General features: G+C 68.3%; 25 protein-coding genes. 13 read left to right on the forward strand and 12 right to left on the reverse strand.

Annotation, left to right across the window (positions count from 1 at the left end; genetic code table 11):
• Position 1 precedes the first annotated feature (1 nt).
• Entirely contained in the window at positions 2-433 is a 432-nt protein-coding gene (locus tag H0264_RS31790) for a nuclear transport factor 2 family protein (RefSeq protein ID WP_181580962.1), read from the forward strand.
• A gap of 14 nt (positions 434-447) precedes the next feature.
• On the opposite strand, the gene H0264_RS31795 is transcribed toward H0264_RS31790, so the two are convergent.
• Positions 448-2,046 carry a PucR family transcriptional regulator gene (locus H0264_RS31795; RefSeq protein WP_181580963.1) on the reverse strand — a complete coding sequence of 533 codons (1,599 nt, stop codon included), beginning with the start codon at positions 2,044-2,046 and terminating at the stop codon, positions 448-450.
• Positions 2,047-2,232: 186 nt separating this feature from the next.
• On the opposite strand from H0264_RS31795, the gene H0264_RS31800 reads away from it, so the two are divergent.
• The 5 genes from H0264_RS31800 (at position 2,233) to H0264_RS31820 (ending at position 8,377) form a co-directional block, all read left to right on the forward strand.
• The gene (locus H0264_RS31800) at positions 2,233-3,723 is read left to right on the forward strand and encodes a CoA-acylating methylmalonate-semialdehyde dehydrogenase (protein WP_181585978.1); all 1,491 of its coding nucleotides are present in this window, start codon (positions 2,233-2,235) and stop codon (positions 3,721-3,723) included.
• Between the two features lie 13 nt (positions 3,724-3,736).
• Positions 3,737-5,101, forward strand: coding sequence for an aspartate aminotransferase family protein (locus H0264_RS31805; protein WP_181580964.1), 1,365 nt, complete (start codon positions 3,737-3,739; stop codon positions 5,099-5,101).
• Between the two features lie 7 nt (positions 5,102-5,108).
• A complete protein-coding gene (locus H0264_RS31810; RefSeq protein ID WP_181580965.1) occupies positions 5,109-6,596 on the forward strand; it encodes a gamma-aminobutyraldehyde dehydrogenase in 1,488 nt (495 codons plus the stop codon).
• A 76-nt stretch (positions 6,597-6,672) separates the two neighbouring features.
• The gene (locus tag H0264_RS31815) at positions 6,673-6,828 is read left to right on the forward strand and encodes a hypothetical protein (protein ID WP_181580966.1); all 156 of its coding nucleotides are present in this window, start codon (positions 6,673-6,675) and stop codon (positions 6,826-6,828) included.
• A gap of 133 nt (positions 6,829-6,961) precedes the next feature.
• Positions 6,962-8,377 (forward strand): NAD(P)/FAD-dependent oxidoreductase, encoded by a 1,416-nt coding sequence (locus H0264_RS31820; RefSeq protein ID WP_181580967.1) that lies wholly within the window; start codon positions 6,962-6,964, stop codon positions 8,375-8,377.
• Between the two features lie 80 nt (positions 8,378-8,457).
• Here the strand turns inward: H0264_RS31820 and H0264_RS31825 are convergent, their stop codons facing one another.
• Positions 8,458-9,276, reverse strand: coding sequence for an MBL fold metallo-hydrolase (locus H0264_RS31825; RefSeq protein WP_181580968.1), 819 nt, complete (start codon positions 9,274-9,276; stop codon positions 8,458-8,460).
• Between the two features lie 110 nt (positions 9,277-9,386).
• Here H0264_RS31825 and H0264_RS31830 point away from each other — a divergent pair, with 110 nt between their 5' ends.
• The 3 genes from H0264_RS31830 to H0264_RS31840 all read left to right on the forward strand — a co-directional run bounded on the left by H0264_RS31830 (position 9,387) and on the right by H0264_RS31840 (position 11,150).
• Entirely contained in the window at positions 9,387-9,989 is a 603-nt protein-coding gene (locus H0264_RS31830; protein ID WP_181580969.1) for a helix-turn-helix domain-containing protein, read from the forward strand.
• Positions 9,990-10,079: 90 nt separating this feature from the next.
• Positions 10,080-10,649 (forward strand): dihydrofolate reductase family protein, encoded by a 570-nt coding sequence (locus H0264_RS31835; RefSeq protein ID WP_181580970.1) that lies wholly within the window; start codon positions 10,080-10,082, stop codon positions 10,647-10,649.
• Between the two features lie 24 nt (positions 10,650-10,673).
• A complete protein-coding gene (locus H0264_RS31840; RefSeq protein WP_231084653.1) occupies positions 10,674-11,150 on the forward strand; it encodes an Lrp/AsnC family transcriptional regulator in 477 nt (158 codons plus the stop codon).
• Position 11,151: 1 nt separating this feature from the next.
• Here H0264_RS31840 and H0264_RS31845 read toward each other — a convergent pair whose 3' ends face one another.
• The 5 genes from H0264_RS31845 to H0264_RS31865 form a co-directional block, all read right to left on the reverse strand.
• Positions 11,152-11,775 (reverse strand): HD domain-containing protein, encoded by a 624-nt coding sequence (locus H0264_RS31845; protein ID WP_181580972.1) that lies wholly within the window; start codon positions 11,773-11,775, stop codon positions 11,152-11,154.
• A gap of 63 nt (positions 11,776-11,838) precedes the next feature.
• Positions 11,839-13,062, reverse strand: coding sequence for a cytochrome P450 (locus H0264_RS31850; RefSeq protein WP_181580973.1), 1,224 nt, complete (start codon positions 13,060-13,062; stop codon positions 11,839-11,841).
• Positions 13,063-13,132: 70 nt separating this feature from the next.
• Positions 13,133-14,620 carry an MFS transporter gene (locus tag H0264_RS31855; protein ID WP_231084652.1) on the reverse strand — a complete coding sequence of 496 codons (1,488 nt, stop codon included), beginning with the start codon at positions 14,618-14,620 and terminating at the stop codon, positions 13,133-13,135.
• Between the two features lie 69 nt (positions 14,621-14,689).
• Positions 14,690-15,913, reverse strand: coding sequence for a uroporphyrinogen-III C-methyltransferase (gene cobA, locus H0264_RS31860; RefSeq protein WP_244976301.1), 1,224 nt, complete (start codon positions 15,911-15,913; stop codon positions 14,690-14,692).
• Between the two features lie 160 nt (positions 15,914-16,073).
• Entirely contained in the window at positions 16,074-16,478 is a 405-nt protein-coding gene (locus H0264_RS31865; protein ID WP_231084651.1) for a PPOX class F420-dependent oxidoreductase, read from the reverse strand.
• Between the two features lie 92 nt (positions 16,479-16,570).
• Here H0264_RS31865 and H0264_RS31870 point away from each other — a divergent pair, with 92 nt between their 5' ends.
• On the forward strand, positions 16,571-17,527 hold the full coding sequence (locus tag H0264_RS31870) for a poly(ethylene terephthalate) hydrolase family protein (protein WP_181580976.1): 957 nt from the start codon (positions 16,571-16,573) through the stop codon (positions 17,525-17,527).
• A gap of 9 nt (positions 17,528-17,536) precedes the next feature.
• Here H0264_RS31870 and H0264_RS31875 read toward each other — a convergent pair whose 3' ends face one another.
• Positions 17,537-18,889 carry a DoxX family protein gene (locus H0264_RS31875; RefSeq protein ID WP_181580977.1) on the reverse strand — a complete coding sequence of 451 codons (1,353 nt, stop codon included), beginning with the start codon at positions 18,887-18,889 and terminating at the stop codon, positions 17,537-17,539.
• A 248-nt stretch (positions 18,890-19,137) separates the two neighbouring features.
• Here H0264_RS31875 and H0264_RS31880 point away from each other — a divergent pair, with 248 nt between their 5' ends.
• Together H0264_RS31880 and H0264_RS31885 are read left to right on the forward strand one after the other, a co-directional pair.
• Positions 19,138-20,268: a phosphotransferase family protein gene (locus H0264_RS31880; RefSeq protein WP_181580978.1), complete on the forward strand. Its 1,131-nt coding sequence runs from the start codon at positions 19,138-19,140 to the stop codon at positions 20,266-20,268.
• A gap of 8 nt (positions 20,269-20,276) precedes the next feature.
• Positions 20,277-21,383, forward strand: coding sequence for an Rv3169 family protein (locus H0264_RS31885; RefSeq protein ID WP_181580979.1), 1,107 nt, complete (start codon positions 20,277-20,279; stop codon positions 21,381-21,383).
• Positions 21,384-21,527: 144 nt separating this feature from the next.
• Here H0264_RS31885 and H0264_RS31890 read toward each other — a convergent pair whose 3' ends face one another.
• The 4 genes from H0264_RS31890 to H0264_RS31905 form a co-directional block, all read right to left on the reverse strand.
• Positions 21,528-21,923, reverse strand: a complete 396-nt coding sequence (locus tag H0264_RS31890; protein ID WP_181580980.1) for a cobalamin biosynthesis protein — start codon at positions 21,921-21,923, stop codon at positions 21,528-21,530.
• A gap of 109 nt (positions 21,924-22,032) precedes the next feature.
• A complete protein-coding gene (locus tag H0264_RS31895) occupies positions 22,033-23,493 on the reverse strand; it encodes a cobyrinic acid a,c-diamide synthase CobB (protein WP_181580981.1) in 1,461 nt (486 codons plus the stop codon).
• Entirely contained in the window at positions 23,487-24,107 is a 621-nt protein-coding gene (cobO, locus tag H0264_RS31900) for a cob(I)yrinic acid a,c-diamide adenosyltransferase (RefSeq protein ID WP_181580982.1), read from the reverse strand. The genes H0264_RS31895 and cobO overlap by 7 nt, the downstream gene beginning before the upstream one ends.
• A 104-nt stretch (positions 24,108-24,211) precedes the next feature.
• Entirely contained in the window at positions 24,212-24,376 is a 165-nt protein-coding gene (locus tag H0264_RS31905) for a hypothetical protein (protein ID WP_181580983.1), read from the reverse strand.
• A 110-nt stretch (positions 24,377-24,486) separates the two neighbouring features.
• Between H0264_RS31905 and H0264_RS31910 the strand changes: the two genes are divergently transcribed.
• Positions 24,487-24,894, forward strand: a complete 408-nt coding sequence (locus H0264_RS31910) for a hypothetical protein (RefSeq protein ID WP_181580984.1) — start codon at positions 24,487-24,489, stop codon at positions 24,892-24,894.
• Positions 24,895-24,908 lie beyond the last annotated feature (14 nt).

Below are 24,908 nucleotides of genomic sequence, written 5' to 3' on the forward strand. Positions count from 1 at the left end.
CATGACCGATCTCGCCACGACCACCACCCGCACCGTTGTCGAAGAGCTGCTGACCCGCATCGGCGCGGGCGATCCGGAGGCCATCGCCGAGCTCTACGCGCCGACCAGCGACTGGAAACTGAACTGGCCCGACCACGAGCACAACCGCCCCGCCACCCCCTGGATCCGCCACCGCACCACCCGCGCCGACGCCGCCGACCACTTCCGCGAACTCGCCCTCCACCACATCCCGCAAGCAGCTGGAACCGTGATCGAACGCATCCTGTTCGACGGCCCAGACGCCGTGGTACTGGGCGAAATTCGCCAAACCGCCCGCCCCACCGCCCGCCCCTACCGCTCCCGCTTCGCCCTCCACCTCACCGTCGAAAACGGCCTCATCACCCGCCACCACGTCTACGAAGACACCCTCGCCGTCGCCCAGGCTTTCGGGTAGGAGACCGACCTCCCTCACGCCTCGGTCAGGGCCGCCAGGTCGCGGATGAGGAGGGCGGTGTGGAGGGAGGTGCGGGTTTCGCCGTCGTCTAGGTCTACGTCGAGGATTCGTTCTATGCGGGATAGGCGGTCGTAGAGGGTGGGGCGGGAGATGTTGAGGCGTTTGGCGAGTTCGGTTTTGTTGCCTGCTAGGTCGAGGAATTCTCGGAGGGTGCGGGTGAGGTCGGAGGTTTGGCGGATGTCGTGGCGGAGGAGGGCGCTGAGTTCGGTTTCGGCGAAGCGCTGGACGCCGGGCTCGTCGCGGATGAGGGAGAGCAGGCCGCGGAGGCGGACGTCGCCGCTGCGGTAGAAGGGGCGGGGGCGGGACGGGGACAGAGAGAGGGCCACCTCGGCGGTGTGGGCGGCCTGGGAGAGTTCGCGGGCGGTGTCGAGGAGGGAATCCGATTCCGCGCCAACGCCTATGACGGCACGATCGACGCCTGGGACGCGGTGGACTTCGGCCAGGATGGCCGTGCAGAGGGTGGTGAGGAGGTCGTCTAGGTCGGGGGTGCGGGAGAGGGCGAGGATCAGCAGGACTCGGTTGCCGTGCTCGGGGGTGGCGAGGGCGGTGGCGCGGCCCAGGGCCACTCCGTGCAGGGCGGCGTCGAGGATGGCGGCGGTGCGGCGCTGATGGGCCACCGGGTCGGATTCCGTTGCGGCGCAGACGTCCACGGCCAGGGGGAGGTAGCGGGAACGGCGGGACAGGCCCAAGGAGGCGGCCAGGGCGAGGGCGTCGCGTTCGTCGGTGAGGCGGCCGTTGATCATGTCGTCGATGAGGCCGGTCTGGGCTTGGCGGTGCAGGCCGAAACGGTCGCGTTCGATCATGCGGTGCAGGGTGAGGGTCTGGGCGGCGCGCTCGAGCACCATGCGGGCGCGGGCGGTCGGGACGCGACTGGAACGCAGGATGAGCCGGCCCCAGCGCTGGGTGTGCGGGCCGACCGGGACCACGTTCGCATCGGTGTCGGGGAGCAGGCGGGAGGCGGTCTCCCAATTGTCGAGCAGCGCGGAGGTGGCGGTGTGGCGGGCGGTCAGGGCCAGCACGCGGTGGGTGAGATCCTCCAGGACCACCGAGGCGTCGAGCATGCCCGCGGCGGTCTTCACGATTTCGGCGAGGGAGGCGCGGCGCACGCTGAGGGCGGTGAAGGTTTCGTGGACGGTGCGGGCGAATTCCAGTTCCGCGTATTGATCCGCGACGATCACGCGGTGCACCGCCTCGGTGACCTCCACGAACCGCACCACCCGGTGCAAGGCCACCACCGGCAGGCCGAGCCGGTCCGCGGTGTCGGCGACGGACTCGGGCAGTTCCCGCACATACGTTCCCAATTCCACGACCAGGCCGGAAACACCTGCGGCCGAGAGGGATTCGAGGTAGGCGGAGGTGGCGTCGGCACCCGAGGACAGCGCCTGCCCGGTGGTCAGAATCAGTTCGCGACCGACCAGTAGTTTTGCGACATCCGGCAGTTCGCTGACGTGCACCCACCGCACCGGCCGATCCAGGGACCCGCCGCCGACGACTTCCGGCTGCCCGGCGCGCACCACCGGCATCGCCAGCACATCAGCGACAGAGAGGAGCACCGACGAATCGTAATACGACAACGCGAATCCCGTACAGAATGTCGGGCATCTACTCACGGGTTATGCGGCAGAGTGAATGCCGGGCCACTGCAGTCTCATCCCCGGCCCTCCTCCCGTGCCCGTCCCCCGTCGTGCCGGCGACCGGGGGCGGGCCGCGTGAATTCCATGACATCGAATCGAGGAGATATGCAGACCATCGCGCACTGGCTCGACGGCAAATCCTTCGCCGGGAGCAGCGAGGCCACCGCGCCCGTGACCAACCCCGCCACCGGGGTGGTGACCGGACGGGTCGCGCTCGCCAATGCGGCGGACGTGCGGACGGTGGTCGAGGCGGCCGCCGCGGCCTTCCCTGCCTGGCGCGACGCCTCGCTGGCCCGCCGGACCCAGGTGCTGTTCCGGTTCCGGGAACTGCTCAACGAGCGCAAGGAGGAGCTGGCGGCCATCATCACCGCCGAGCACGGCAAGGTGCTCTCCGATGCCCTCGGCGAGGTGACGCGCGGGCTCGAGGTGGTGGAATTCGCCTGCGGCATACCGCATCTGCTCAAGGGCGGTTACACCGAGAACGCGTCCACCAAGGTGGACATCTTCTCGATCCGGCAGCCGCTGGGACCGGTGGCGATCATCTCCCCGTTCAATTTCCCGGCCATGGTGCCCATGTGGTTCTTCCCGATCGCCATTGCCGCCGGGAACACGGTGGTGGTCAAGCCGAGCGAGAAGGATCCGTCGGCCTCGCTGTGGACGGCGGCGCTGTGGCAGGAGGCCGGGCTGCCCGACGGCGTGTTCAATGTGGTGCAGGGCGATAAGGCGGCGGTGGACGAGCTGCTGGAAAACCCTGCGATCAAAGCGGTTTCGTTCGTCGGGTCGACGCCCATCGCGAAATACGTGTACGAGAACGGCACCGCGAACGGGAAGCGGGTGCAGGCGCTGGGCGGAGCCAAGAACCACATGGTGGTGCTGCCCGACGCCGATCTGGATCTGGCGGCCGATGCGGCGGTCAATGCCGGGTTCGGGTCGGCGGGTGAGCGGTGCATGGCCATCAGCGCGCTGGTGGCGGTCGGGCCGGTCGCCGACGCCCTGGTCGCGCGAATCACCGAGCGAGCCAAGACCATTCGCACCGGCGACGGGACGCGCGGCACCGATATGGGCCCGCTGGTCACGCAGGCGCATCGCGACAGGGTGGCCTCCTACATCGCGGCGGGTGAATCCTCCGGCGCGACAGTCGTTCTCGACGGCCGCCAGGTGCAGGCCGACGGCGCGGCCGACGGATTCTGGCTCGGGCCGACCGTTCTCGACCATGTCACCCCCGACATGAGCGTCTACACCGACGAGATCTTCGGCCCCGTGCTGTCGGTGCTGCGCGTCGACACCTATGACGAGGCCCTGGCTCTCATCAACGCCAACCCGTACGGCAATGGCACCGCGATCTTCACCAATGACGGCGGCGCGGCCCGGCGCTTCCACAATGAGGTCGAGGTGGGCATGGTCGGCATCAATGTGCCGATTCCGGTGCCCATGGCCTACTACAGTTTCGGAGGCTGGAAGAACTCGCTGTTCGGCGATTCCCACGCGCACGGCATCGACGGCGTGCACTTCTTCACCCGCACCAAAGCGGTCACCACGCGCTGGCTCGATCCCAGCCACGGCGGCCTCAATCTCGGCTTCCCGCAGAACCACTGAACGGAGTTCCGCGATGACTCTCCCGAATGGGCTCACGCCCGAGGCGGCCCGCGAGCAGGCCGCGCGCGCCTATGAACTCGACCGCAAGCACGTCTTCCATTCCTGGTCGGCGCAGGCGCAGATCAACCCCATGGTCGTGTCCGCCACCCAGGGCTCGTATGTGTGGGACGGCGACGGGAACCGGCTGCTGGATTTCTCCTCGCAGCTGGTGAACACGAATATCGGGCATCAGCATCCGAAGGTCGTCGCCGCCATTCAGCAGCAGGCCGCCACACTGTGCACGGTCGCGCCACAGCATGTGAATGCCGCGCGCTCGGAGGCGGCGCGCTTGATTGCCGAACGCACACCCGGTGAGCTGAACCGCATCTTCTTCACCAATGGCGGCGCGGACGCGGTGGAGCACGCCGTGCGCATGGCCCGTCTGCACACCGGGCGCTACAAGGTGCTGTCGCGGTACCGCTCGTATCACGGGGGCACCGAGACGGCCATCAACCTCACCGGCGATCCGCGGCGCTGGCCGAATGATCACGGCAATGCCGGAATCGTGCACTTCTTCGGCCCGTTCCTGTATCGCACGCAATTCCATTCGAGCACCGAGGCCGAGGAGTCGCAGCGGGCGCTGGAGCATCTCGAGCAGACCATCATGTTCGAGGGGCCGAGCACCATTGCCGCCATCGTGCTGGAACCGGTGCCGGGGACGGCCGGAATCATGGTTCCCCCACCGGGATACCTCGCGGGCGTACGTGAACTGTGCGACAGGTACGGCATCGTGTTCATCGCCGACGAGGTGATGGCGGGGTTCGGGCGGACCGGAAAGTGGTTCAGCATCCAGAATTTCGATGTGGTGCCGGACCTGATCACCTTCGCCAAGGGCGTGAACTCCGGGTACGTGCCGCTGGGCGGGGTGGCCATCGCGCCGCACATCGCCGCGACCTTCGACGATCGCGCCTATCCGGGCGGGCTCACCTACTCCGGGCATCCCCTGGCCACGGCCGCCGCGGTGGCGACCATCAATGCCATGCGGGACGAGCGCATTGTCGAGAATGCCGCCGAGATCGGCGAGCGGGTCCTCGGGCCCGGCCTGCGGGAGCTGGCCGATCGGCATCCGAGTCTCGGGGAGGTGCGCGGGCTCGGCGTGTTCTGGGCGCTCGAACTGGTCCGCGACCGTGCGACACGAGAACCGTTGGCCCCCTATGGCGGAACCAGTCCGGCCATGACGGAAACCCTGGCCGCGGCCAAGGCGGCCGGGCTGCTGCTGTTCGTCAATTTCAACCGGATTCACGTGGTGCCGCCGTGTACTGTGTCCGAATCCGAGGCCAAGGAGGGTCTGGCCGTACTCGATCAGGCGCTCCTCCACGCCGACGCCCACACGAAGTAGGAGCGCAGTGAGTTCGCAGGAGCTGCAGTTCATCGGCGGTGCGCGCCGGGCCGGATCGGGTGCGCCGCTGGTGATCACCGAACCCGCGACGGGCGAGCGGATCGTCGCGGGCGCGGGAGCCGACGGCAGTGATGTCGACGCGGCGATATCGGCTGCGCGCGAAGCATTTCCGGGGTGGGCGGGAACCACTCCGGGAGAGCGCTCGGCCGTCATGCACCGCTGGGCGCTGCTGCTCGGCGAACGCGCGGAGGAATTGGCGGCGGTGGAAAGCCGTAATGCGGGCAAGCCGATTCGGCTCGCGCGCGAGTTCGATGTGCCGGGCACCATCGACAACACGGCCTTCTTCGCCGGGGCCGCACGGAATCTGGAGGGCAGGGCGGCGGCGGAGTACTCGGCCGACCACACCTCCGCCATCCGGCGGGAGCCGATCGGCGTGATCGGCTCCATCGCGCCGTGGAACTACCCCCTGCAGATGGCGGCGTGGAAGATTCTTCCCGCCGTCGCGGCGGGAAATACGGTGGTGCTCAAGCCTTCCGAGCTCACGCCGTTGAGTTCGCTGCTGTTCGCGGAGGCGGCGACCGAGGCCGGGGTGCCGGCGGGCGTGATCAATGTGCTCACCGGGACCGGGCCGGTCGCGGGCGCGGCGCTGGTCGAGCATCCGGAGGTGGCCATGGTGTCGTTCACCGGCTCGACCGCGGTGGGGCGGCAGATCGCCGCCACCGCAGCGGGTTCGGTGAAACGCGTGCACCTGGAGCTGGGCGGCAAGGCCCCGTTCGTCGTGTTCGACGATGCCGATCCGGAGGCGGCGGCCCGCGGCGCTGTCGCGGGTTCGCTCATCAATGTCGGGCAGGACTGCACGGCCGCCACCCGCGCCTACGTGCAACGCCCCTTGTTCGACGAATTCGTTTCCCGCGTAGCCGATCTCATGGATCAGGTGCGCATCGGCCCGGTGCAGGATCCGGAGACCGATCTGGGTGCGCTGATTACCCGCGCCCATCGCGACAAGGTGATCGGCATGGTCTCCCGCGCCCGTGATCGCGGCGCGAAAGTGGTTCGCGGCGGCCGTATTCCGTCGAATACGCCCGCCGGCGGCGCCTATTTCGAGCCGACGCTCATCACCGGCGCCGCGCAGAATTCGGAGATCGTGCAGCAGGAGGTCTTCGGGCCGGTGCTCGTGGTGCTCCCCTTCGACACCGATGACGAGGCGATCGCGCTGGCCAATGACACCGTCTACGGTCTGGCCGCCTCCGCCTGGTCCACGAGCGTCTTCCGCACCCAGCGCGCGGCCCGCGAGATCCGGGCCGGGTGCGTGTGGCTCAATGACCATATTCCGATCGTCAGCGAAATGCCGCACGGCGGTTTCAAATCCTCGGGTTTCGGAAAAGACATGTCCGCGTACTCGTTCGAGGAATACACGGCCGCCAAACATGTCATGTCCGATATCACCGCCGTCGCGCACAAACCCTGGCACGACACGGTGTTCCGGACCCGGTAACCGGTCAATTCCCCGCACCGCGAAGATTCTGGGCTATTCTTCATCGCACACCTCAGGTTCTGCCCGGGAGGCAGTGATGGACCCGTATGCGATGCCGTTGCCGGCGTTCCGGTCCACCCTGCTGCCGCGAAACACCGTCGCTCCCGCGACATTCCCGATCTCACGCGTCTACGCCATAGCCGGGCAGCTGCGCATGCGCCGCCGCTCCGACGATCGCGCCGCCACCAGCTGAGCTGCCCGCACGCCGCCGGTCCGGTCCCCTTCGGGGTCGACCCCCGGCGGCTTTCGCGTACCCACGGCCAATTCCCCCATGCACTGGGCTCGGCGGCCGGACCGCTGGGCAAGAGAGAAGGAGCTGATCGGCCATGCAGGCCAAAGGAAGCAAACTGTGGGCGTCGGCACTCACCGATGCGGTGCCGGCGCCGTACTGGACCGACCGCCCCGACCGCCCCGTGCCCACCGAACCCCTCACCACCGCCACCGCCGCGGACCTGGCCGTCATCGGCGGCGGCTACAGCGGACTGTGGACCGCGTTGCTGGCCAAGGAGAGAAATCCGGGCACCGATGTGGTGCTCGTCGAATCCGCCATGTGCGGGCACGCCGCCTCCGGCCGCAATGGCGGCTTCTGCGCCGCCAGCCTCACCCACGGCCTGGCCAACGGCCTGGAACGCTTCCCCGATGAGATCGACGACCTGGAACGGCTGGGCCGCGCGAATCTGGACGCCATCGAGAACGCCATCGCCCGCTACGGCATCGACTGCGATTTCGAGCGCACCGGCGAGATGGAAGTCGCCACCGCACCGCACGAGCTCGAGTGGCTGCGCGAAAGCCACGTCGCCGCAACCGCTCTCGGCTATCGCAGCGATCTGCTGGACGCCGCGGAGGTGCAGCGCCTGGTGCACTCCCCCACCTACCTCGGCGGCTGGTGGGACCGCGACGGCGTCGCCATGCTCGATCCCGCCCGCCTGGCGTGGGGCCTGCGCCGCGCCTGTTTGAAACTCGGCGTCCGCATCTTCGAAGGCACACCCGTGCAACGCATTTCGAAGTCCACCGGCGGCACGCTCACCCTGCACACGCCGCACGGCGAAGTCCGCGCTCCCCGGGTTGCCCTGTGCACCAGCGCCTTCGCGGGGCCGCTGCCGAAGGTGTCCCGGCATGTGGTCCCCGTCTACGACTACGCCCTGATGACCGAGCCCCTGACCGCTTCGCAGCTCGACACCATCGGCTGGCGCGGGCGCATGGGCATGGGCGATGCCTCCTACCGCTTCCACTACTACCGCCTCACCCGCGACAATCGAATCCTGTTCGGCGGCTACGACGCCATCTATCACTTCGGCGGACGCATCGCCCCCGCCCTCGAATCCAACGAGGCCACCTTCGAAACGCTCTCCCGGCATTTCTTCCAAACCTTCCCGCAGTTGGACGGTCTCCGATTCACGCATCGCTGGGGCGGCATCATCGACACCTGCGGGCGCTTCTGCGCGTTCTTCGGTTCCGCCTACCGGGGCCGGCTGGCTTACGCCGCCGGGTACACCGGACTGGGCGTGGGCGCGACCCGTTTCGGCGCGGAGGTCATGCTGGATCGCCTGTGGGGCTTGGACACCGAGCGCACCCGCCTGCGCCTGGTCCGCTCCCGGCCCCTGCCCCTGCCGCCAGAACCTTTGCGCTCGGCGGGAATTCAGCTCACCCGCTGGTCGCTCGCGCGAGCGGATGCCCATCAGGGCCGCCGCAATCTGTGGTTGAAGACCCTCGACTACACCGGTCTCGGCTTCGACAGCTGAGGCCGGCACAGTCGAGATCACCCTGACCGGCGACGGCCCCCGCACCTGGTGCAGGCGCCGCGCACCAAGAGGCGGGCCGATCAGCCGATCGGTGGTGAAAGATACTGCAGCGCATAACCATTGCCGGACGGGGTGACACGGGCGATACCGGGCGAGTCGAGGTGGGCCCCGGCCACGAAGTGGTCCGGCCGGGCCAGTCGTTCGAGGAGGGCGGCGCGGGCGGTGCGGGCCAGGGCCTGGTCGCCGTCGAACTCCCAGGACACGGCCGGCTGGTCGAATTGGAGGGTGGGGACGTGCACGGTGTCGCCCCAGACCAGCAGGCGGCCTGTGCCGCTGCTGATTTCGTAAACGGTGTGCCCGGGGGTGTGGCCCGGTGTCGGGATCGCGGTGGTCCAGTCGTTGATGGCGACCCGCTCGGACACCGGGACGACCCGGTCGCGGAGCGACGCGAGCCGCCCCGTGAACACCGAGGCGTCGCCCGCGCCGATCCACACGCGCTCCAGTGCGGGGAACGCCTCCGAACCGTCCGGTGCGATCAGCCCGCTCACATGGTCTTCGTGGTTGTGGGTGATGGCCGCATCGGTGATCTGCGCGCGGTCGATTCCCGCTTCGTCGAGTGCGTCGTAGATCAATCCCATGGTGGGGTCGTGCCAATTGTCGGACGCGCCGGTGTCGATGAGCACCGACCGCGTGCCGTCGGTGACGTAGAAGGCGTTGACCGCCAGCCGCAGGTTGTCGCCGACCAGCGGCACGACGGCCGGCAGCACCGGGAGCGTGCGCCCGGCCTCGTCGCGCAGCCGGGTCGGCGGCATGTCGATGTAGCCGTCTCGCAACGAGATCACGTGCAGCTCACCGAATTCGAAGGCGGCGTGGTGCCGGCCGGCCGAGATCAGACGCATGGAACCTCCATCGTGTTGGCGCGTAGTGCGCATCTCCAATGGAAGACCAAATTCTTCTTTAGGAGAAATCTAGACTGTGGCGACACGTTACCCATCGATCGAGGAGCACGGTGGCCGAGCAAGACGGAAACGAGGCCGAGCACGGCGACGACCTGGCCGGGGCGTTCGGCGCCAATGTGCGGCGGCGGCGCGAGGACGCGGGCCTGACGCTGGAGCAGCTGTCCACCCGGTCCTCGGTCAGCCGGGCGATGCTGTCGAAAGTCGAACGCGGAGAGAAGAGTCCGACGATCGGCGTCGCATCCAGGATCGCCCACGCACTCGACACATCGCTCTCGGATCTGATCGGCGGGCCGGACGCGCCCGCATCCGGCGCGGTCGTCGTCCTGCGCAAGAACGATCGCCCCGTGTTCCGCGACCCGGAAACCGGATTCGAACGCCACATGGTGTCGGCCGCCCCGGGTGCGGGCGGCGGCGAGCTGATCGTCCACCACCTCCCCGCACAGGTCTCCACCGGACTGCTGCCCGCCTACCCGCCGGGCACGGAGAAGCAGCTCGTGGTGCTCGACGGCACCCTCACGGTCCTGCTCGGCGGGATCAGCGAGACCCTGCACGCCGGCGACTCCGTGTTCTTCCAGGCCGACGCCGACCACGGCTTCGCCAACCGCACCGACGCCCCCTGCGAATACATCATGCTCATCTCACGCCGGAGCTGAACCCCCCGGAGACCGAACCGGCGGATCGGGGAGGACATCGGGATCCGGAATCAGCGATTAATTTCGCAGGGCCGGGCAGTCTGTACTGCCATGGGCAGACTGACATATGGCATGAACATTTCGGTGGACGGCTACACGGTCGATGCGAAGGGGGAGCTTCCCGACGTCGGGCCGGACGATGAGGTGCATCAGTTCTGGAACGACCGGGTCCGCGACACCGCGCTGTCGCTGTACGGGCGCAAGCTGTACGAGTTGATGGCGGGGTACTGGCCCACCGCCGCCCAGGACCCGGATATCCCCCCGGTGGAGGCCGAGTTCGCCCGGCTGTGGATGGCGATGCCGAAAGTGGTGTTCTCGCAGACACTTTCCTCGGTCGACTGGAACTCCCGGCTGGAAACGGGCGACGTGGTCGAGGTCGCGAAGAAGCTCAAGGCCGAGACCGACGGGATGCTGGAGGTCGCGGGGGCCACCCTGGCCGCACCGCTGGTCCAGGCCGGTCTGGTGGACGAGTTCATCGTGGTGGTCAATCCGGTCGCGATCGGCGGCGGCACGCCGTTCTTCCCCACGCTGCAACAGTGGGTCAAGCTCGAACTGGTGGAGAATCGCACCTTCTCGAAGACGGGCTCGATCCTGCTGCGCTTCGTTCCGGTGCGCGACTAGGCGGCATCCGACAGGATGACCTGCGTGAGCGACCACAGTGCGAGCAGGGGCGGGCCGGTGCTCGATGAGATTGCCAAGCAGATCATCGCCGAGTTGCAGGAGGACGGGCGGCGGGCGTACGCCACCATCGGGAAGGCGGTGGGGTTGTCGGAGGCCGCGGTGCGGCAGCGGGTGCAGAAGCTGGCCGATGCGGGGGTGATTCAGATTGTGGCGGTGACGGATCCGCTGCAGGTGGGATTGTTCCGGCAGGCCATGATCGCGATCACGGTGGAGGGGCCGGTGCAGCCGGTGGTGGACGCGCTGGCGGTGATCGACGAGATCAATTATGTGGTGGTGTGCGCGGGACGGTACGACGTGCTGTGTGAGGCGGTGTGCCCGAATGACGAGGCGCTGCTCGAACTGGTGTCGACGCGGATTCGGGCACTCGCGGGGGTGCGGCATGCGGAGATCATGGTGTATCTGAAGCTGCGCAAGCAGACCTACAAGTACGGGACGCGCTGAGCTAGTCGCTGGTCAGAGCGGCCAATTCCGCCGCGAGGTTGGCGCGGGCGGCGGTCTCGTAGCGGGAGCGGGCGATCGGGGTGCGGAACAACCACTCCTGGGCGGTCAGGCCCTGCAGGACCGCGGCGCGGCCCTTGCGGAACAGTTCGTCGGGGATCTGGGCGTACTCGGCCCGGACGGCGGAAGTGTATGCGGCATAGGTGGATTCGTCGGCGGCGAGGATGGCCAGATCCGCGTCGCAGAGAACGCCGCCATTGCGGTCGGACGGGTCGGGATGATGGCCGGAGGTGAGCCGGACCAGGCGCGCCACCTCGGCCACCCGCTCGGGCGGGACGCCGAGGCCGGGCAGGGTGGTTTCGGCGAGCACCGCGCTGCGCTCCTCGTTGTCGCCGCCGTCCAGGGCGTAGACGGCGTCATGGAAGAAGGCCGCATAGCGTACGGCCGCAACGTCTTCGGCGTCCTCGGCCAGATCGTCGATGACGGTCAGCATGGCGGCCAGGTGATCGACGGTGTGGTAGCGGCGGTGCGGTTCGCGGTAGCGGCGCACCAGGTCCTCCCCCACCGGTCGCGCGCCCGGGCCGGCCAGGGCCGTCCAGCGGTTCAGGAGCATCGCGTCGGTATCCATGACCGCAGTCTGCCGAATCGGGCCGGGCGGCAACAGACCCGGGCCCTGCCAATCCACCGGCACTCAGCGGGCGTACAGGCGCAGCGGGAGGTGTCGCAGGCCGGTGTGGCGGTTGCTGCGCGTCCATTCGACGGGGCCCGCGAGTTCGAAGCGATGGAAGCGGGCGAGCAGTTCCGCGAAGACGACGCGCATTTCGAGGCGGGCCAGGTGTGCGCCCAGGCAGAAGTGGATGCCGTGGCCGAAGGACAGGTGCGGGTTGGGGTCGCGGGTGAGATCGAAGGTGCTGGGGGCGGGGAATTTTCGTTCGTCACGATTGGCGGAACCCTCCCAGATGAGCACCTTCTGGCCGGGTTCGAGCCGGTGGCCCGCGAATTCGACAGGGCGGGTGACGGTTCGGCGTTTGGACGGGGAAGGGGCAGTCCAGCGCAGTATTTCTTCGATCCCGGAGGGCAGCAGGGCGGGATCGGACTGCAAGGCGCGCAATTGATCCGGGTGCTCGAGCAAGGCCAGGAGGCCGCCCGCGATGGCATTGCGGGTGGTTTCGGCGCCGGCGGCGAACAGCAGGGTGAAGAACGAACGCAGCTCCTCGGCGGTCAGGCGGTCCGGATCGACGTCGGGCAGTTCCGCGTGCGCGACGATCGACAGCATGTCCGCGCCGGGGGCACGCCGCCGCTGCGCGATCAATTCCGCGCCGTAGCCCCGCAATTCGTCGAGCGCCTGCGCCAAGGCCGCGCGGTCGAGTGCCTCGGGCATGTCGAATACGTGCTCGACGCGCTGAAACAGCCAGTGCCGGTCGCTTTCCGGGATACCGAGCAGGAAACAGATGGCCTGCATGGGCAATTCGGCCGCGACCTCGGTGAGGAAGTCGTGCTCGGACCCGCTGTCGATGCGATCCAGCAAACGCCGGGTGCGCGCTCGCAGGTCCGCTTCGAGATTGCGAACGGTCATGGGCGTCAAGCCCTTCGACACCAATCGCCGAATGCGGATGTGCCGCGGATCGTCCATCATGTTCAACACCACGCCCGCCTGCGGCAGATCCTGCAGCACCGTGCCGCCGTAGGGCCGATCCCCACCCGTCTCCGAGGAGAACGTGACGGGGTCGTTCAGCACCCGCAGCACCTCGTCATAGGTTGCGACGGACCAGAATCCCTCGCCGTCAGGGGTGTGGGCCGTCGGTTCGTGCCAGTACACGGGCGCTTGCGCCCGATGCACCGCGAACAACGCGTGCGGAAACCCGGAGGAGAAGTTGTCCAGATCGGTGAGGTCGAGGGACGAGAGCACTGCCATGACTGCTCACGGTATCCAGCGTCCGGTCAGCGCGTGACCGAACCCCGGATCCGGTGAGATGTCCTGCGGCTCAGGACTTCTGAGCTTCGTCCTGCGCGTGCTGCGCCTGCGCCAGCTGCGCGGGGGTGTACCGCAGTGTCAAGGCGATCAATCCCATGACGGCGGTGCCGATGGCGCACACCAGCAGCACCAGCGTGTATCCGCTGCCGAGCGCGTCGATCTGCGCGGTCGTCATATCGGTGACCTTGCCGCCGGTTTCGCCGCCCAGCGACAGCGTGCGCGAGGCCGCGACCGGGCTCAGCACGCCCACCGCGAACGGCGTGCCCATGTTCATGAACATCTGCCCGACCGCCGACAGCGGCCCGATGTGGGCCATGTCCACGCCGACCAGCACGCACAGCGGCAGGATCACGATCACCATGCCGACCATGGCGCCGACCACCGACAGCAGGATGAGCAGCGTCGGCAGGTATTCGACCGAACGGTCCAGGGTGGAGCCGAAATACAGCGCACCCGCCAGCACCAGCGCCGCCGCGAACAGCAACCACCGCGCCTGAATGTGCATGGCCGCCTTGGAGGCGATGGCGGTGCCGACACCCGCGCCGAGCGTGAACGGGATGCTCGCGCAACCCGCCATCAGCGGCGAATAGCCGACCACGTTCTGCAGGAACTGGGCGACGAAGAAGGTGGTCGCACCCAGCACGCCCGACGCCAGGAAGATGGCGATGAACGAGATGACCCGATCCCGGCTGTCGAACAGCGACCACGGCAGCAGCGGATTGGTCACATCGCGTTCGGCGAAGACGAAGGCGATCAAGAGCACCACGCCACCGATGAGCGACCCGAGAATGATCGGGCTGCCCCACCCCATGGCCGGTCCCTCGGTCGCCCCGAAGACGATGGCCGCGCAGGCCACCGTCCCGAGCACCGCGCCGCGCACATCGAGCGAGATGCGCTGATGTTCGGTGTCGCGCAGCTCGTACACGGCGCCGAGGATGATGAGCGCGCCGATCGGCACATTGATCCAGAAGATCAGCCGCCAGTCGAGTTCGGTCATCGCGCCGCCGAGCACCAGACCGCCGATCGACCCGACCGCCACCATCGACCCGAGGATGGCGATGGCCTGATTACGCGCCCGACCGGGCGCGAATGTGGTCGCCACCAAGGCGAAGGCGGTCGGTGCGGCGATCGCCGCACCCGTGCCCTGCAGGGCACGGGCCGCGATCAACCAGGCTTCGTTCAAGGCCATCCCGCACAGCGCCGACGCCACGGTGAACACCGCGACACCGACGATGAGCATGCGTTTGCGGCCGAAGGAGTCACCGAGCCGCCCGCCCAGCAGCATGAGGCCCGCGAACGGCAGACCGTAGGCGGTGACCGTCCACGCGCTGCCCGCGCTGGACAGACCCAGATCCTCCTGTAGTCGCGGCAGCGCCAGGATCATGACGGTGCCGTCGAGCACCACCATCAGCTGCAGCCCGCTCAAGACGAGGATCGCGAGCCCGAACGCCCGCTGGGTTACCGGATACTGCATCGTCGCAGCGGGTTTATCGAGCACAGCAAGCCACTGTAACGGATTGCCCGCTCACGGAACCGAACTCGTTGCACAGACGAACGGTCGCCCTGGTCAGAGCGCACCCGCCGGCGACTGCTCAGCCTCGGCCGCACCCGCGAGGAATCCCGCGGTCGGGCCGATGACGATGATGGCGGGCGGACGAATGCCCTCGGCGCGCACGCGTTCGGCCACGGTGCCCAGGTCGGCGCGCAGCACCCGCTGGGTGCGCAGGCTGCCCTCCTGGATGACGGTGGCCGGGGTGTCGGCCTTGCGACCGCCGTCGAGCAGGGCCTGCGCGAACTGTTCGATGCGCTCGACCGCCATGAGCAGCACGATGGTGCCGCGCAGCCGGGCCAGCGCCGGCCAGTCCACCAGCGAATCCGGGTGATCGGGGGCCACATGCCCGCTGACCACCACGAATTCGTGTGTGACCCCACGGTGTGTGACCGGGATACCGGCCAGGGCGGGCACCGAAATGGCACTGGTGACCCCGGGCACGACGGTCACCGGCACCCCGGCTTCCACGCACGCCTCGAGCTCCTCGAAGCCGCGGCCGAAGACATACGGGTCGCCGCCCTTGAGCCGGACCACGAACTTGCCCGCCTTCGCACCCTCCACGAGCGCGGTATTGATGGCCTCCTGCGCCATGGCGCGCCCGTACGGGATCTTGGCCGCGTCCACGACCTCGACGTCGGGGCCGAGTTCGGCCAGCAGCTCCGGCGGGGCGAGCCGGTCGGCGACAACGAGATTCGCGCGCGCCAGCAGGCGACGGCCGCGCACGGTGATCAGATCCGGGTCGCCGGGGCCACCGCCGATGAGCGCCACACCCGGGACCGGCGGGGCCGAATCATCGGTCACCACACCGGATTGCAGGGCTTCCAGGAACGCGGTGCGCAGGGCCGCCGACCGCCGATGCTGACCACCGGCCAGCACGCCGAGGGTCATGCCGTCGTAGCGGGCGGTCGCAGGCGTGACCGCGGTGCCCTCACGCGCGATATCGGCGCGCACACAGAACACCCGCCGACACGTGGCCTCGGCGACCACGGCCGCATTGGTGGCGGGCTCGTCGGTGCACGCCATGGCGTACCAGGCGCCGTCCAGATCGCCGTCGCGGTATTCGCGCAACTCCAGGGTGATCTGCCCCGAGGTGGCCATACCCTCCACGGCCGGGGTGGCCTCGCGGCTGATGACATGCACGTCCGCGCCGGAGGCGATGAGCAGCCCGAGGCGGCGCTGGGCGACCGTCCCGCCGCCCACCACGACCACGCGGCGTCCGTTCAGATCCAGCCCTACCAGGTAATTCGGGTCCCCACCGGGAGTGGTGCGGGGATTCGACTCCGGCTGGGCCGCGGCTGCGTCTGACGTGTGTTGCACAAGGATTGAGCCTACGGCGTGGCTCGCCCGCGCCTGCAATCGCCCGGCGTCCGTGCAGCAACCGATAGAGACCTCACCGCGCTCAGAACCGGCCGATCACCTTCGTGGGGGTGATGCGGACGACGACGCGCTCGGCGTCGTGCACCGAATTCGGATTGAACTCGCGATAGGGCTTGCCGGTGAACTTGAGCGAGGCCCGGTCCGGGAGGGCGCGCTCGGGATCCGGTTCGATGGTCACCTTGCCACGCACCTGGGCGTAGACGAACGGGCGATCCGGAGGATTGATCATGACCGTGGCGCGGGGGTCGCGGATGACGTTCTTGTACTGCTGACGGGAGACCGTCGTGGAGTAGATCAGGTCCTCGCCGTCGCGGAGGAGCCAGACCACGGTCAGGTGGGGCTGGCCGTCGGGGTTCACGGTGGCCACGGTCGCGTAGACCGGGACGTCGTCGATGTGCTGCTTCAGTTCTGCCGAGAGCTGGGTCACGCACAACGTGAACATGCTGCGGCGCAGGAGAATTCCCGCTCAGCGAGAGCGTCACCGGACAATTCATCTCGAATTTCCTATGCTCTCCGGCTATGACAGGTCGCGTCGTCGGTGTGCTGGCGGTGCTCGCCACGCTGTTACTGCCCTTCGCCGCATCCGCAGCCGCCTATGTACCGGCCCCCGGTGTGGAGGCGAAGTATGCCCAGCGCGGCCCGTGGGCGGTGACCAGCGAATACGCTTTCGGCTGCTGCGATTCCACGGGCGCGGCCTACGACATCTGGTATCCGAGCGAGCTGGGCGCGAGCGGGGTGCGGCATCCGATCGTCACCTGGGGTGACGGCACGGATGCGCGTCCGGATCAGTACGCGTATCTGCTCGAGCATCTGGCGTCGTGGGGGTTCGTGGTCATCGCCACCGAGAACTCCCAGGCCGGGTCGGGGGTGGATATCGCCGGGGCCGTGGACTACCTGCTGGACCGGGCCGCCGATCCGGCGAGCGTGTTCCACGGCAGGCTGGACCCGGATTCCATTGGAGCCATGGGGCATTCACAGGGCGCGACCGGCGCGCTCAATGCCATGACGAACTCCGGCGGGCGGATTCGGACGGTGGTGCCGATCGAGCTGCCCATTCAGCTGCTCTGCTCGACCGGCGATTGGTGCCCTGACACTCGGCGGCTGACAAGCGGTTCGGTGTTCCTGGTCAACGGCTCCGAAGATATCTTCATCTCCCCGTCGACCCAGCCTGTGCCGCCGCAGCTGGCCGGTCTGCAATCGGTGCAGGCGTACTACGACGCCATCCCGCCCGGCATCCCGAAGGTGTGGGGCACCCTCGTCGGGCCGAATCACAATGACGTGCAAGGCCAACCGGATTGCGCCGCAGCGAGCTGGCCCTGCACCACCGGCGTCTACGGTTACCTCGGCTATCCCACCGCCTGGCTCGCCGCTCGGCTGCTGGGCGACAGCGCCGCCCAGCGAGCCTTCACCGAGGGTGGCGAGTTCTTCACACCGAATCCCAACTGGTGCAATCAGATCGCCGCCGGGCTCGGCTGAGCGCGCGGCTCAGGAGGTGCCCGCCCCCAGGTTGGGGTAATCCTGCACGAGATGGAATCCATTGCGGCGCAGGGTGAACTGATTCTCATCCATTCGGGTGAGCGACATGGTCACCGGTTGCCCGTCCAGCGTGCCGGTCAGCAGCAGGCGGTCGAAGGCCGGACGTTCGAAGGTGAAGCTGGCCCAGGGCGGCGCCGCCGGATCCTGGTGCAGGACAACGGTGTGCGCGTCACCATCGACCGCGCCGGGCAGTCCCGTGAACGAATCGTTCATCCCCTGCACGTAGACCGCGCGCACGTCATCGAAGATCACTCGCCGCCATCGGGTTTCGTCCGTGACCAGCGGCGGGACCGGCTGCCCTGCACGGGTGAACTCGTCCACCGTCCAGATGCCGTACAGCTCGGATCTCGGCCGGTCCGGGCCCCACTCGCGGTAGCCCTCGAACCCGGTCTGCGCGAAGCCGGCCGACATCCAGATCGCCAGCACGATCTGCACCACCGCGGCGATGCGGGCCGCACGGCCATGGAAGGGCTGCGGGCTGGTGGACGGTCCCGCCGCGCCGCCCAGCAGCACCGATGTCAACCGGCGTGCGTCCGGGGCCAGCAGCACCAGGCACAGCACCAGGAGGTGGAACGACAGCAGTTTCACCGGCACGTCGTAGGTCATGTTCAGCACGAACACCTGCGCCATGCTGACCAGGCTGAGCAGTACGCCCGCGAGCGTGGTGCGCGGCAGGAGCAGTAGCACGCCGCCCAGTACCTCGGCGCAGCCGAGCAGAATCTGATAGACCGGCGAGGTGCCGACCTGACTCCACAGCACCGACATGAGCGTGAAATCGCCGTACGGTTGCAGCAGCGCGACCAAGGACGGCTCCGGCATCTGCGTCGGAATCGCCTTGGCGAAACCGTAGAGCAGCATCTGCGAGGCCAGGCACAACCGGATGAACAGCAGGAACCAACCTGCGAGGCGGCGGTATTCGCACCGTCGGCGATCCAGGACGGTCCAGATCAGCGTGCTCACCGCCGCGACGACCAGCAGGCAGAAGACCATGACGAAGAAGTAGGTCTGGTCGCCGCTGCCGGAGTCGTAGCGCACCACCGCCTCGACATCGAAGACGTGGCGGCCCACCCATTCCACGATCGGGCTGGGCAGTTCCGCGTATCGCATCACCAGGTCTTCGGGCAGCTTGGCGAAGAACGGCCCGAGGAAGGAGATGAGGATCTGCGGGAACAGCACGCAGAACAGGCCGAAGTAGACGAAGACGAATCGGAACAGAATTCGCGTGGCCGGGTTCCAGCCTTTCGGTTCCTCCGGCACCGGTTCGACGAGATCGACTGTGGCGTCGGCGGTTTGCACGCTCATCCTCATCCCCTCACTCAGCACTGCGACCATTCGAGGCTAGGGAGCGCGCGGGCCGTCCGCTTCCGGGAAGACCCCCTAGTCAACCCCGGGATATTGCGGGTCGAAATACCTCTCGAGGATTACGTGCCTGCCACACCTGACAAGCGCTCATCCCGCTCACCGGACTCGTCGAATTGCTTGGCCGATTCCCCTACCAGCGGTAATTAGAACGCGTTACATTTCTCCCAATTACAGTGTCAGGAGGACAGATGACGTCGGCCGATCCCAATCAGCGGCGGCAGTTGACCATTTCGGAAATGGATCTCGATCTGCTCGCCACCGAACTGGCCGAATGGCTCGGCGGCAAGGTCGAGGCCGATGACCGGCCCAAGGTCACGTCCATCACGCGGCCGCAAGCGGGCGGCATGTCCAGCACCACGCTGCTGTTCGACGCCGAGTGGACCGAGCGGGGCGAGGCGGCGGGCGGCTCGTTCGTGGCCCGCCTGGCGCCCACCGCCGATTCCTTCCCGGTGTTCGAAAAGTATGATCTGGCAACACAGTTCGCGGTGATCGCCGGAGTCGCCGAGCACAGCGGCGTGCCGGTGCCGCCGCTGTTCGGCCTCGAGACCGGGTCCGACAATGTGCTGGGCGCGCCGTTCTTCGTCATGCGACGGGTGGAAGGGCGTGTGCCCGAGGACAATCCGCCGTACGTGTTCCTGGGCTGGCTGTTCGACGCCACCCCGGACGAGCGATACACCTTGACGCGCAATACCGTCGAGATCATCGCCAAGCTGCACGCCATCGAGAATCCGGTCGAGAAGTTCCCGGCGCTCGCGGGCGAGGGCGATTCGCTGCGGCGGCATTTCGAGGCGCAGAAGGCGTGGTACGACTGGGCGCTGGCCCGCGACGGGTTCCGAATCCCGTTGCTGGAGCGCGCCTTCGACCACCTCGAGCAGAACTGGCCGACCGACCCCGGGCCGGATGTGCTCAGCTGGGGTGACGCGCGGCCGGGCAACATCATGTTCGACGGGTTCTCCCCCGTCGCCGTGCTGGACTGGGAGATGGCCGCGCTCGGCCCGCGCGAACTCGATGTGGCGTGGACGCTGCTCATCCACCGCTTCTTCCAGGACATCGCGACCCGCTTCGACCAGCCCGGACTGCCGGATTACATGCGCCGCAGTCACGTCGAGGCCATGTACGAGGAGTTCACCGGGCACAAGGTGCGCGATCTGGACTGGTATCTGCTCTACGCGGCGCTGCGGCACGGCATCGTGATGGGCCGGATCAAGCGCCGCATGATCCATTTCGGCGAGGACACCGACACCACCGACCGCGACGACTACGTGATGCACCGGCCGCTGCTGGAAGCACTGCTCGACGGCACCTACGAATGGGATTGAGAGACATCATGATCGGCCCCCTCGACGAATACCCGATCCACCAGACGCCGCTGCCCATGGCGCGCGTCGCCACCAGCGACAAGAACTTCTACGACCGCAGCTACTTCAACGCGCTCGACAAGACCCGCACCGACGACCTCTTCCTGGTCGCCGGCTTCGGCGTGTACCCGAACCTGGGTGTGCGCGACGCCTTCGCCACCGTGCGCCGCGGGAATCAGCAACGCGCCGTGCGCTTCTCGGACGCGCTCACCGAGCGCGGGCTGGGCCTGAGCGTCGGCGGCCTGCACCTCGAGGTGGTGGAGCCGCTGCAGAAGATCCGCTTGATCTGCGAACAGGACGACCTGGCCTTCGATCTCACCTGGGACGGCGCGTTCCCGGTGGTGCAGGAGCAGCCGCACACCATCATCACCGGCTTGAACCGGCCGATCATCGACGCCCAGCGCTTCGCCCAGGTGGGCTCCTGGTCCGGCACCCTCACCGTGGACGGCGACGACATCACCGTCGACCCGGCCACCTGGACCGGCACCCGCGACCGCTCCTGGGGCATCCGCCCCGTCGGCGACGGCGACCCCGCCGGCCGCGTGGCCGACGAACCGTCCGAAGGCTTCTGGTGGCTCTACGTCCCCCTGCGCTTCGACGACTTCTCCATCATCGTCATCGTGCAGGAGGAGCCCAACGGCTTCCGCACCCTCAACGACGCCACCCGCATCTGGAAGGACGGCCGCGTAGAGCAATTGGGCTGGCCCCGAGTGCATCTCACCTACAAGTCCGGCACCCGCATCCCCACCGCCCTGCGCCTGGAACTCACCACCCCCGACGGCAAACCCCTCGAGGTGGAAGTGGAGGCGGGCACCTTCGTCGCCTTGAACGTGGGCTGCGGCTACGGCGGCGACCCCGACTGGCTGCACGGCCAGTGGAAGGGCCGCAACTGGTCCGAATCCCGCCTCTACGACCTCACCGACCCCGCCCTGGCCGGCCGCATCCCCTTCGGCGTCATCGACCATGTGGGCAAGGCCCGCTGCGGCGACGCCGAAGGCTGGGGCCTGTTCGAACACGGCACCCTGGGCCGCCACGACCCCACCGGCTTCGCCGACTGGGGCTCTGTAGCCCCGTAACCGCCACCCCGACAGCGCATCCCGCCCCACACGCGGCTGCGCCCCACCGCCGCACCCCGCCGACCAACCACGGCGGGGCTGCGGCGGCCCACCCTCCCCAACCGAATTGTCACTCGTGCTGCGAATCCGCCGAGCTGGTGTCGCTCAGCGGTGGATGGCGGCGGCCGCGATGGTTACTCCTCCGACTGCGTGCTTTGCGACGGTCAGCTGGGCAGCGGATGCGGCCAGGAGGGCTGCGGCCTCGGCCACACTGGGGGTGCCCAGTGCCTCGGCTGTGCGGGCGGACGGATTCGGGACCGGAACCTGGGACAGTTCTCGCGGGCGGTAGGTCAGCAGCGGAACGCCCAGTGACTCGGCGGCTTTCACCAGGCCGGGCTCGTGCGCGCGGCGGTCGACAGTGGCCAGGCACTGGATCAGGGCCTGGCCCAGCACTTCTCGGATGGCGTGGAGGATCGCCTCGGCGGGTAGACCACTGCGCATGCCTACGCCTACCGCGTAGCCGGGCGGCACTTCGGGTAGTGGCGGATTTGCCGAGGTCATACCGTGCGCATTCAGCCGGCCGAACCGGTCGACGGCTGGGAGTTCGTTCGGTTCCGGACAGCTCTGGGCGGGAAACCGCGCGCTCGAACCCGGCCTGGTGGGCGCGGGATCAGGCGCGGACACGAGACTCCGCGTATTCGGCTGCGGCAGTGACGAATCGGCCGATCGCCGCAGGATTTCCGGCGGGATGAGTGTGGAGGTAGGAGGCATGGACGCGCCCGAGAACCGCACCCTCCCGGACGGTTTCGCCGCTGGGCGCGCGCCAGCCCCAAGCGAGCGTGTCGCTGCCGGTGGCCGTGAGGCGGGTGCGGTGGAATTCGTGGCCGCGTACTCGTTCGCCTGGTTGCCAGAGGGGGGAGGCGGTGAGGGACACGGCGTCTCGGTAGCCGAGGGTGAGGCGGGGGCCGAATTCGGCTTCGGCGGCGACTACTCCGGCCATGGTGTGGCCGTCGAGGGAGCGGGTGAGGTAGAGGAGGCCGGCGCATTCGGCGTGGATGGGGAGGCCGCGATTCGCTTCGGTGGCAACGGCTTTCAGCAGGGAGGTGTTGGCGGACAGTTGGGCCGCGTGTTCCTCCGGGAAGCCGCCGGGCAGCACCAAACCGGCTGTGCCGTCCGGCAATTCGTCGTGCATCGGGTCGAAGACGACCACCTGCGCGCCCGCGGCGGTGAGCAGTTCGCGGTGTTCGGCGTATCCGAAGGTGAAGGCCGCGCCGCCCGCTACCGCCACGATCGGTGCGGTCCCGGCGCGCGCGGGGCGTGGTTCCGGGCGGTCGGAGAGCACGGTTTCCGGCGCGGACGTGCCGACATGTGGCCCGGTATCGGCGAAGAGTTCGTCGCCTGCCGACCACACCGGACCGACGGCCTGTGCTGCGGCCAGCCCGGCGACGGCGGCGAGATCTATATGCGCCGCAACGAGAGCGGTCATGGCGTCGACCGCCGACACCGCTGCTGCACCGTGTTCCACGGCGGGGATGAGGCCGAGGTGGCGGGAGGGGACTTCCAGTTCGGCCAGGCGAGGCAGAGCGCCGAGGACGGGGAGGCCGACGCGGGCGCAGGCGGCGCGCAGGACCTGTTCGTGGCGTTCGCTGCCGACGCGGTTGAGGATGACTCCGCCGAGGCGGATTCCGGTGTCGAAGGTGGCGAAGCCGTGCAGCAGGGCGGCCAGGCTCTGGCTGTGGCCGCGGGCGTCGACCACGAGGATGACCGGGGCACCGAGCATGGCGGCGATCTGCGCAGTGGAGCCTTCCGCGACGGGAGCGGTGTTGTGTTCGTCGATGCGGCCGTCGAACAGGCCCATGACGCCTTCCACGACCGCGATGTCGCAGTCGCGGCTTCCGTTGCGGTACAGCGGGATCACTCGGTCCGCGCCGACCAGGACCGGGTCCAGGTTGCGTCCGGGACGTCCGGCGGCCACGCCGTGGTAGCCGGGATCGATATAGTCCGGTCCCACCTTGAACGGCGCGACCCGATGCCCGGCCCGCCGCAGCGCACCGATCAATCCCGTTGCGACAGTGGTCTTTCCGCTCCCGGACGCGGGAGCGGCGATCACCACCGCCGGGGTACTCACCATTCGATGCCCCGCTGGCCCTTGCGGCCCGCGTCCATCGGATGCTTCACCTTGGTCATCTCGGTGACCAGATCCGCGGCCTCGATCAGGGCCTGCGGCGCGTCCCGCCCGGTGATCACCACATGCTGGTTGCCGGGCCGATTCCGCAGCGTCTCCACGACCTCGTCGACATCCACCCACCCCCATTTGAGCGGATAGGTGAACTCGTCGAGCACGTAGAACCGATGCTGTTCCTCCCGCAGTCGCCGTGCGATCTCCTGCCATCCCGCCAGCGCGGCGGCCGCATGGTCCTCGTCGCTGCCCTGCTTGCGGGTCCACGACCAGCCTTCGCCCATCTTGTGCCACTCGACCGGCCCGCCGACCCCGCTCTCCGCGTGCAGCTTGCCGAGCGTGCGAAACGCGGCCTCCTCCCCCACCTTCCACTTCGCGCTCTTCACGAACTGGAACACCGCGACATCGAACCCCTGGTTCCACGCCCGCAACGCCATCCCGAACGCCGCGGTCGACTTTCCCTTGCCGGGCCCGGTATGCACCGCCAGCACCGGCTGATTGCGCCGCTGTCGCGTGGTGAGGCCGTCGTCGGGGATGGACTCCGGCAGCGGAACACCCTGGGGCATGGTGGCGTGACTCCTTTCGCGGCACGGTCCGGCAGGACCGCTACGCCATCACGGTGCCACATCCCCCGATCCGAACCCGCAGGTGCCCCTCACGCGGTGCGCCCTCAGGACAGGGCGTGCCCGATCGCCGAGAAGATCCGCCCGATTCCCGCGACCACACCCGGCCCGGCCAGCTCGGCCGCCGTCGCCGCGGCTTCCATCCCGGCCTCGGTGTTCGCGTCCTGCCGTGCCTCGCGGCGGTCCGGCTCATCGTTTCGCGATTCGTCCATGCAGTTCGAACGACCATCGGCCGCCGCCGGTTCCGCAGCGGCGATCCCATCATTCGCCCCCACCCGAAAGCCCGGGCCAGCCCACCGCCACGATTGCGAAAATGCTTGGCATGAACCAGTATTCGCTCCCGCGATACAAGGTCTTCCGCTACCGCGCCATCCCCGTCACCGCCGCGATATGGGTGCTGGCTTTCTGGGCATCCGCCTGGCTGCGCATCGACGCCCTCGAGGAGGGTGCCAGCCACGGCAACGGCCTGGACAGAAAGGCGATCCCCGGCGCCGAACGATTCTCGCTGATCTTCTTCCTCGTCATCGCTGCCTTCGCCCTCTACCTGTACCTCGACGGCAGAATGCGCCTGCGCGACATCTCGGCGGACAAACAGGTCTACGGCGAACCCGTCGAGGGATACGGCATCGAACAGGTCGCCAAACAACTAGGCCGCCGCCGAGTCGGATTCTGGCTGCTGATCTGGCTGGCCCCGCCGATCCTCTGGACCGTGTTGCGCATGCTCTTCTGAGCGCTCCGGATCCG

The organism is Nocardia huaxiensis (assembly GCF_013744875.1).
GTDB lineage: Bacteria > Actinomycetota > Actinomycetes > Mycobacteriales > Mycobacteriaceae > Nocardia > Nocardia huaxiensis.

Bases quoted from the DNA above. Each gene is read 5' to 3' on its own strand.
- H0264_RS31845 (WP_181580972.1), bottom strand. From the start codon at position 11,775: ATGGATACCGACGCGATGCTCCTGAACCGCTGGACGGCCCTGGCCGGC.
- H0264_RS31880 (WP_181580978.1), top strand. From the start codon at position 19,138: ATGACGTCGGCCGATCCCAATCAGCGGCGGCAGTTGACCATTTCGGAA.
- H0264_RS31910 (WP_181580984.1), top strand. From the start codon at position 24,487: ATGAACCAGTATTCGCTCCCGCGATACAAGGTCTTCCGCTACCGCGCC.
- H0264_RS31835 (WP_181580970.1), top strand. From the start codon at position 10,080: ATGGGCAGACTGACATATGGCATGAACATTTCGGTGGACGGCTACACG.
- H0264_RS31850 (WP_181580973.1), bottom strand. From the start codon at position 13,062: ATGGCAGTGCTCTCGTCCCTCGACCTCACCGATCTGGACAACTTCTCC.
- H0264_RS31875 (WP_181580977.1), bottom strand. From the start codon at position 18,889: ATGAGCGTGCAAACCGCCGACGCCACAGTCGATCTCGTCGAACCGGTG.
- H0264_RS31895 (WP_181580981.1), bottom strand. From the start codon at position 23,493: ATGGTGAGTACCCCGGCGGTGGTGATCGCCGCTCCCGCGTCCGGGAGC.
- H0264_RS31905 (WP_181580983.1), bottom strand. From the start codon at position 24,376: ATGGACGAATCGCGAAACGATGAGCCGGACCGCCGCGAGGCACGGCAG.
- H0264_RS31790 (WP_181580962.1), top strand. From the start codon at position 2: ATGACCGATCTCGCCACGACCACCACCCGCACCGTTGTCGAAGAGCTG.
- H0264_RS31815 (WP_181580966.1), top strand. From the start codon at position 6,673: ATGGACCCGTATGCGATGCCGTTGCCGGCGTTCCGGTCCACCCTGCTG.
- H0264_RS31825 (WP_181580968.1), bottom strand. From the start codon at position 9,276: ATGCGTCTGATCTCGGCCGGCCGGCACCACGCCGCCTTCGAATTCGGT.
- H0264_RS31890 (WP_181580980.1), bottom strand. From the start codon at position 21,923: ATGACCTCGGCAAATCCGCCACTACCCGAAGTGCCGCCCGGCTACGCG.
- H0264_RS31885 (WP_181580979.1), top strand. From the start codon at position 20,277: ATGATCGGCCCCCTCGACGAATACCCGATCCACCAGACGCCGCTGCCC.
- H0264_RS31870 (WP_181580976.1), top strand. From the start codon at position 16,571: ATGACAGGTCGCGTCGTCGGTGTGCTGGCGGTGCTCGCCACGCTGTTA.
- H0264_RS31805 (WP_181580964.1), top strand. From the start codon at position 3,737: ATGACTCTCCCGAATGGGCTCACGCCCGAGGCGGCCCGCGAGCAGGCC.
- H0264_RS31820 (WP_181580967.1), top strand. From the start codon at position 6,962: ATGCAGGCCAAAGGAAGCAAACTGTGGGCGTCGGCACTCACCGATGCG.
- H0264_RS31800 (WP_181585978.1), top strand. From the start codon at position 2,233: ATGCAGACCATCGCGCACTGGCTCGACGGCAAATCCTTCGCCGGGAGC.
- cobO (WP_181580982.1), bottom strand. From the start codon at position 24,107: ATGCCCCAGGGTGTTCCGCTGCCGGAGTCCATCCCCGACGACGGCCTC.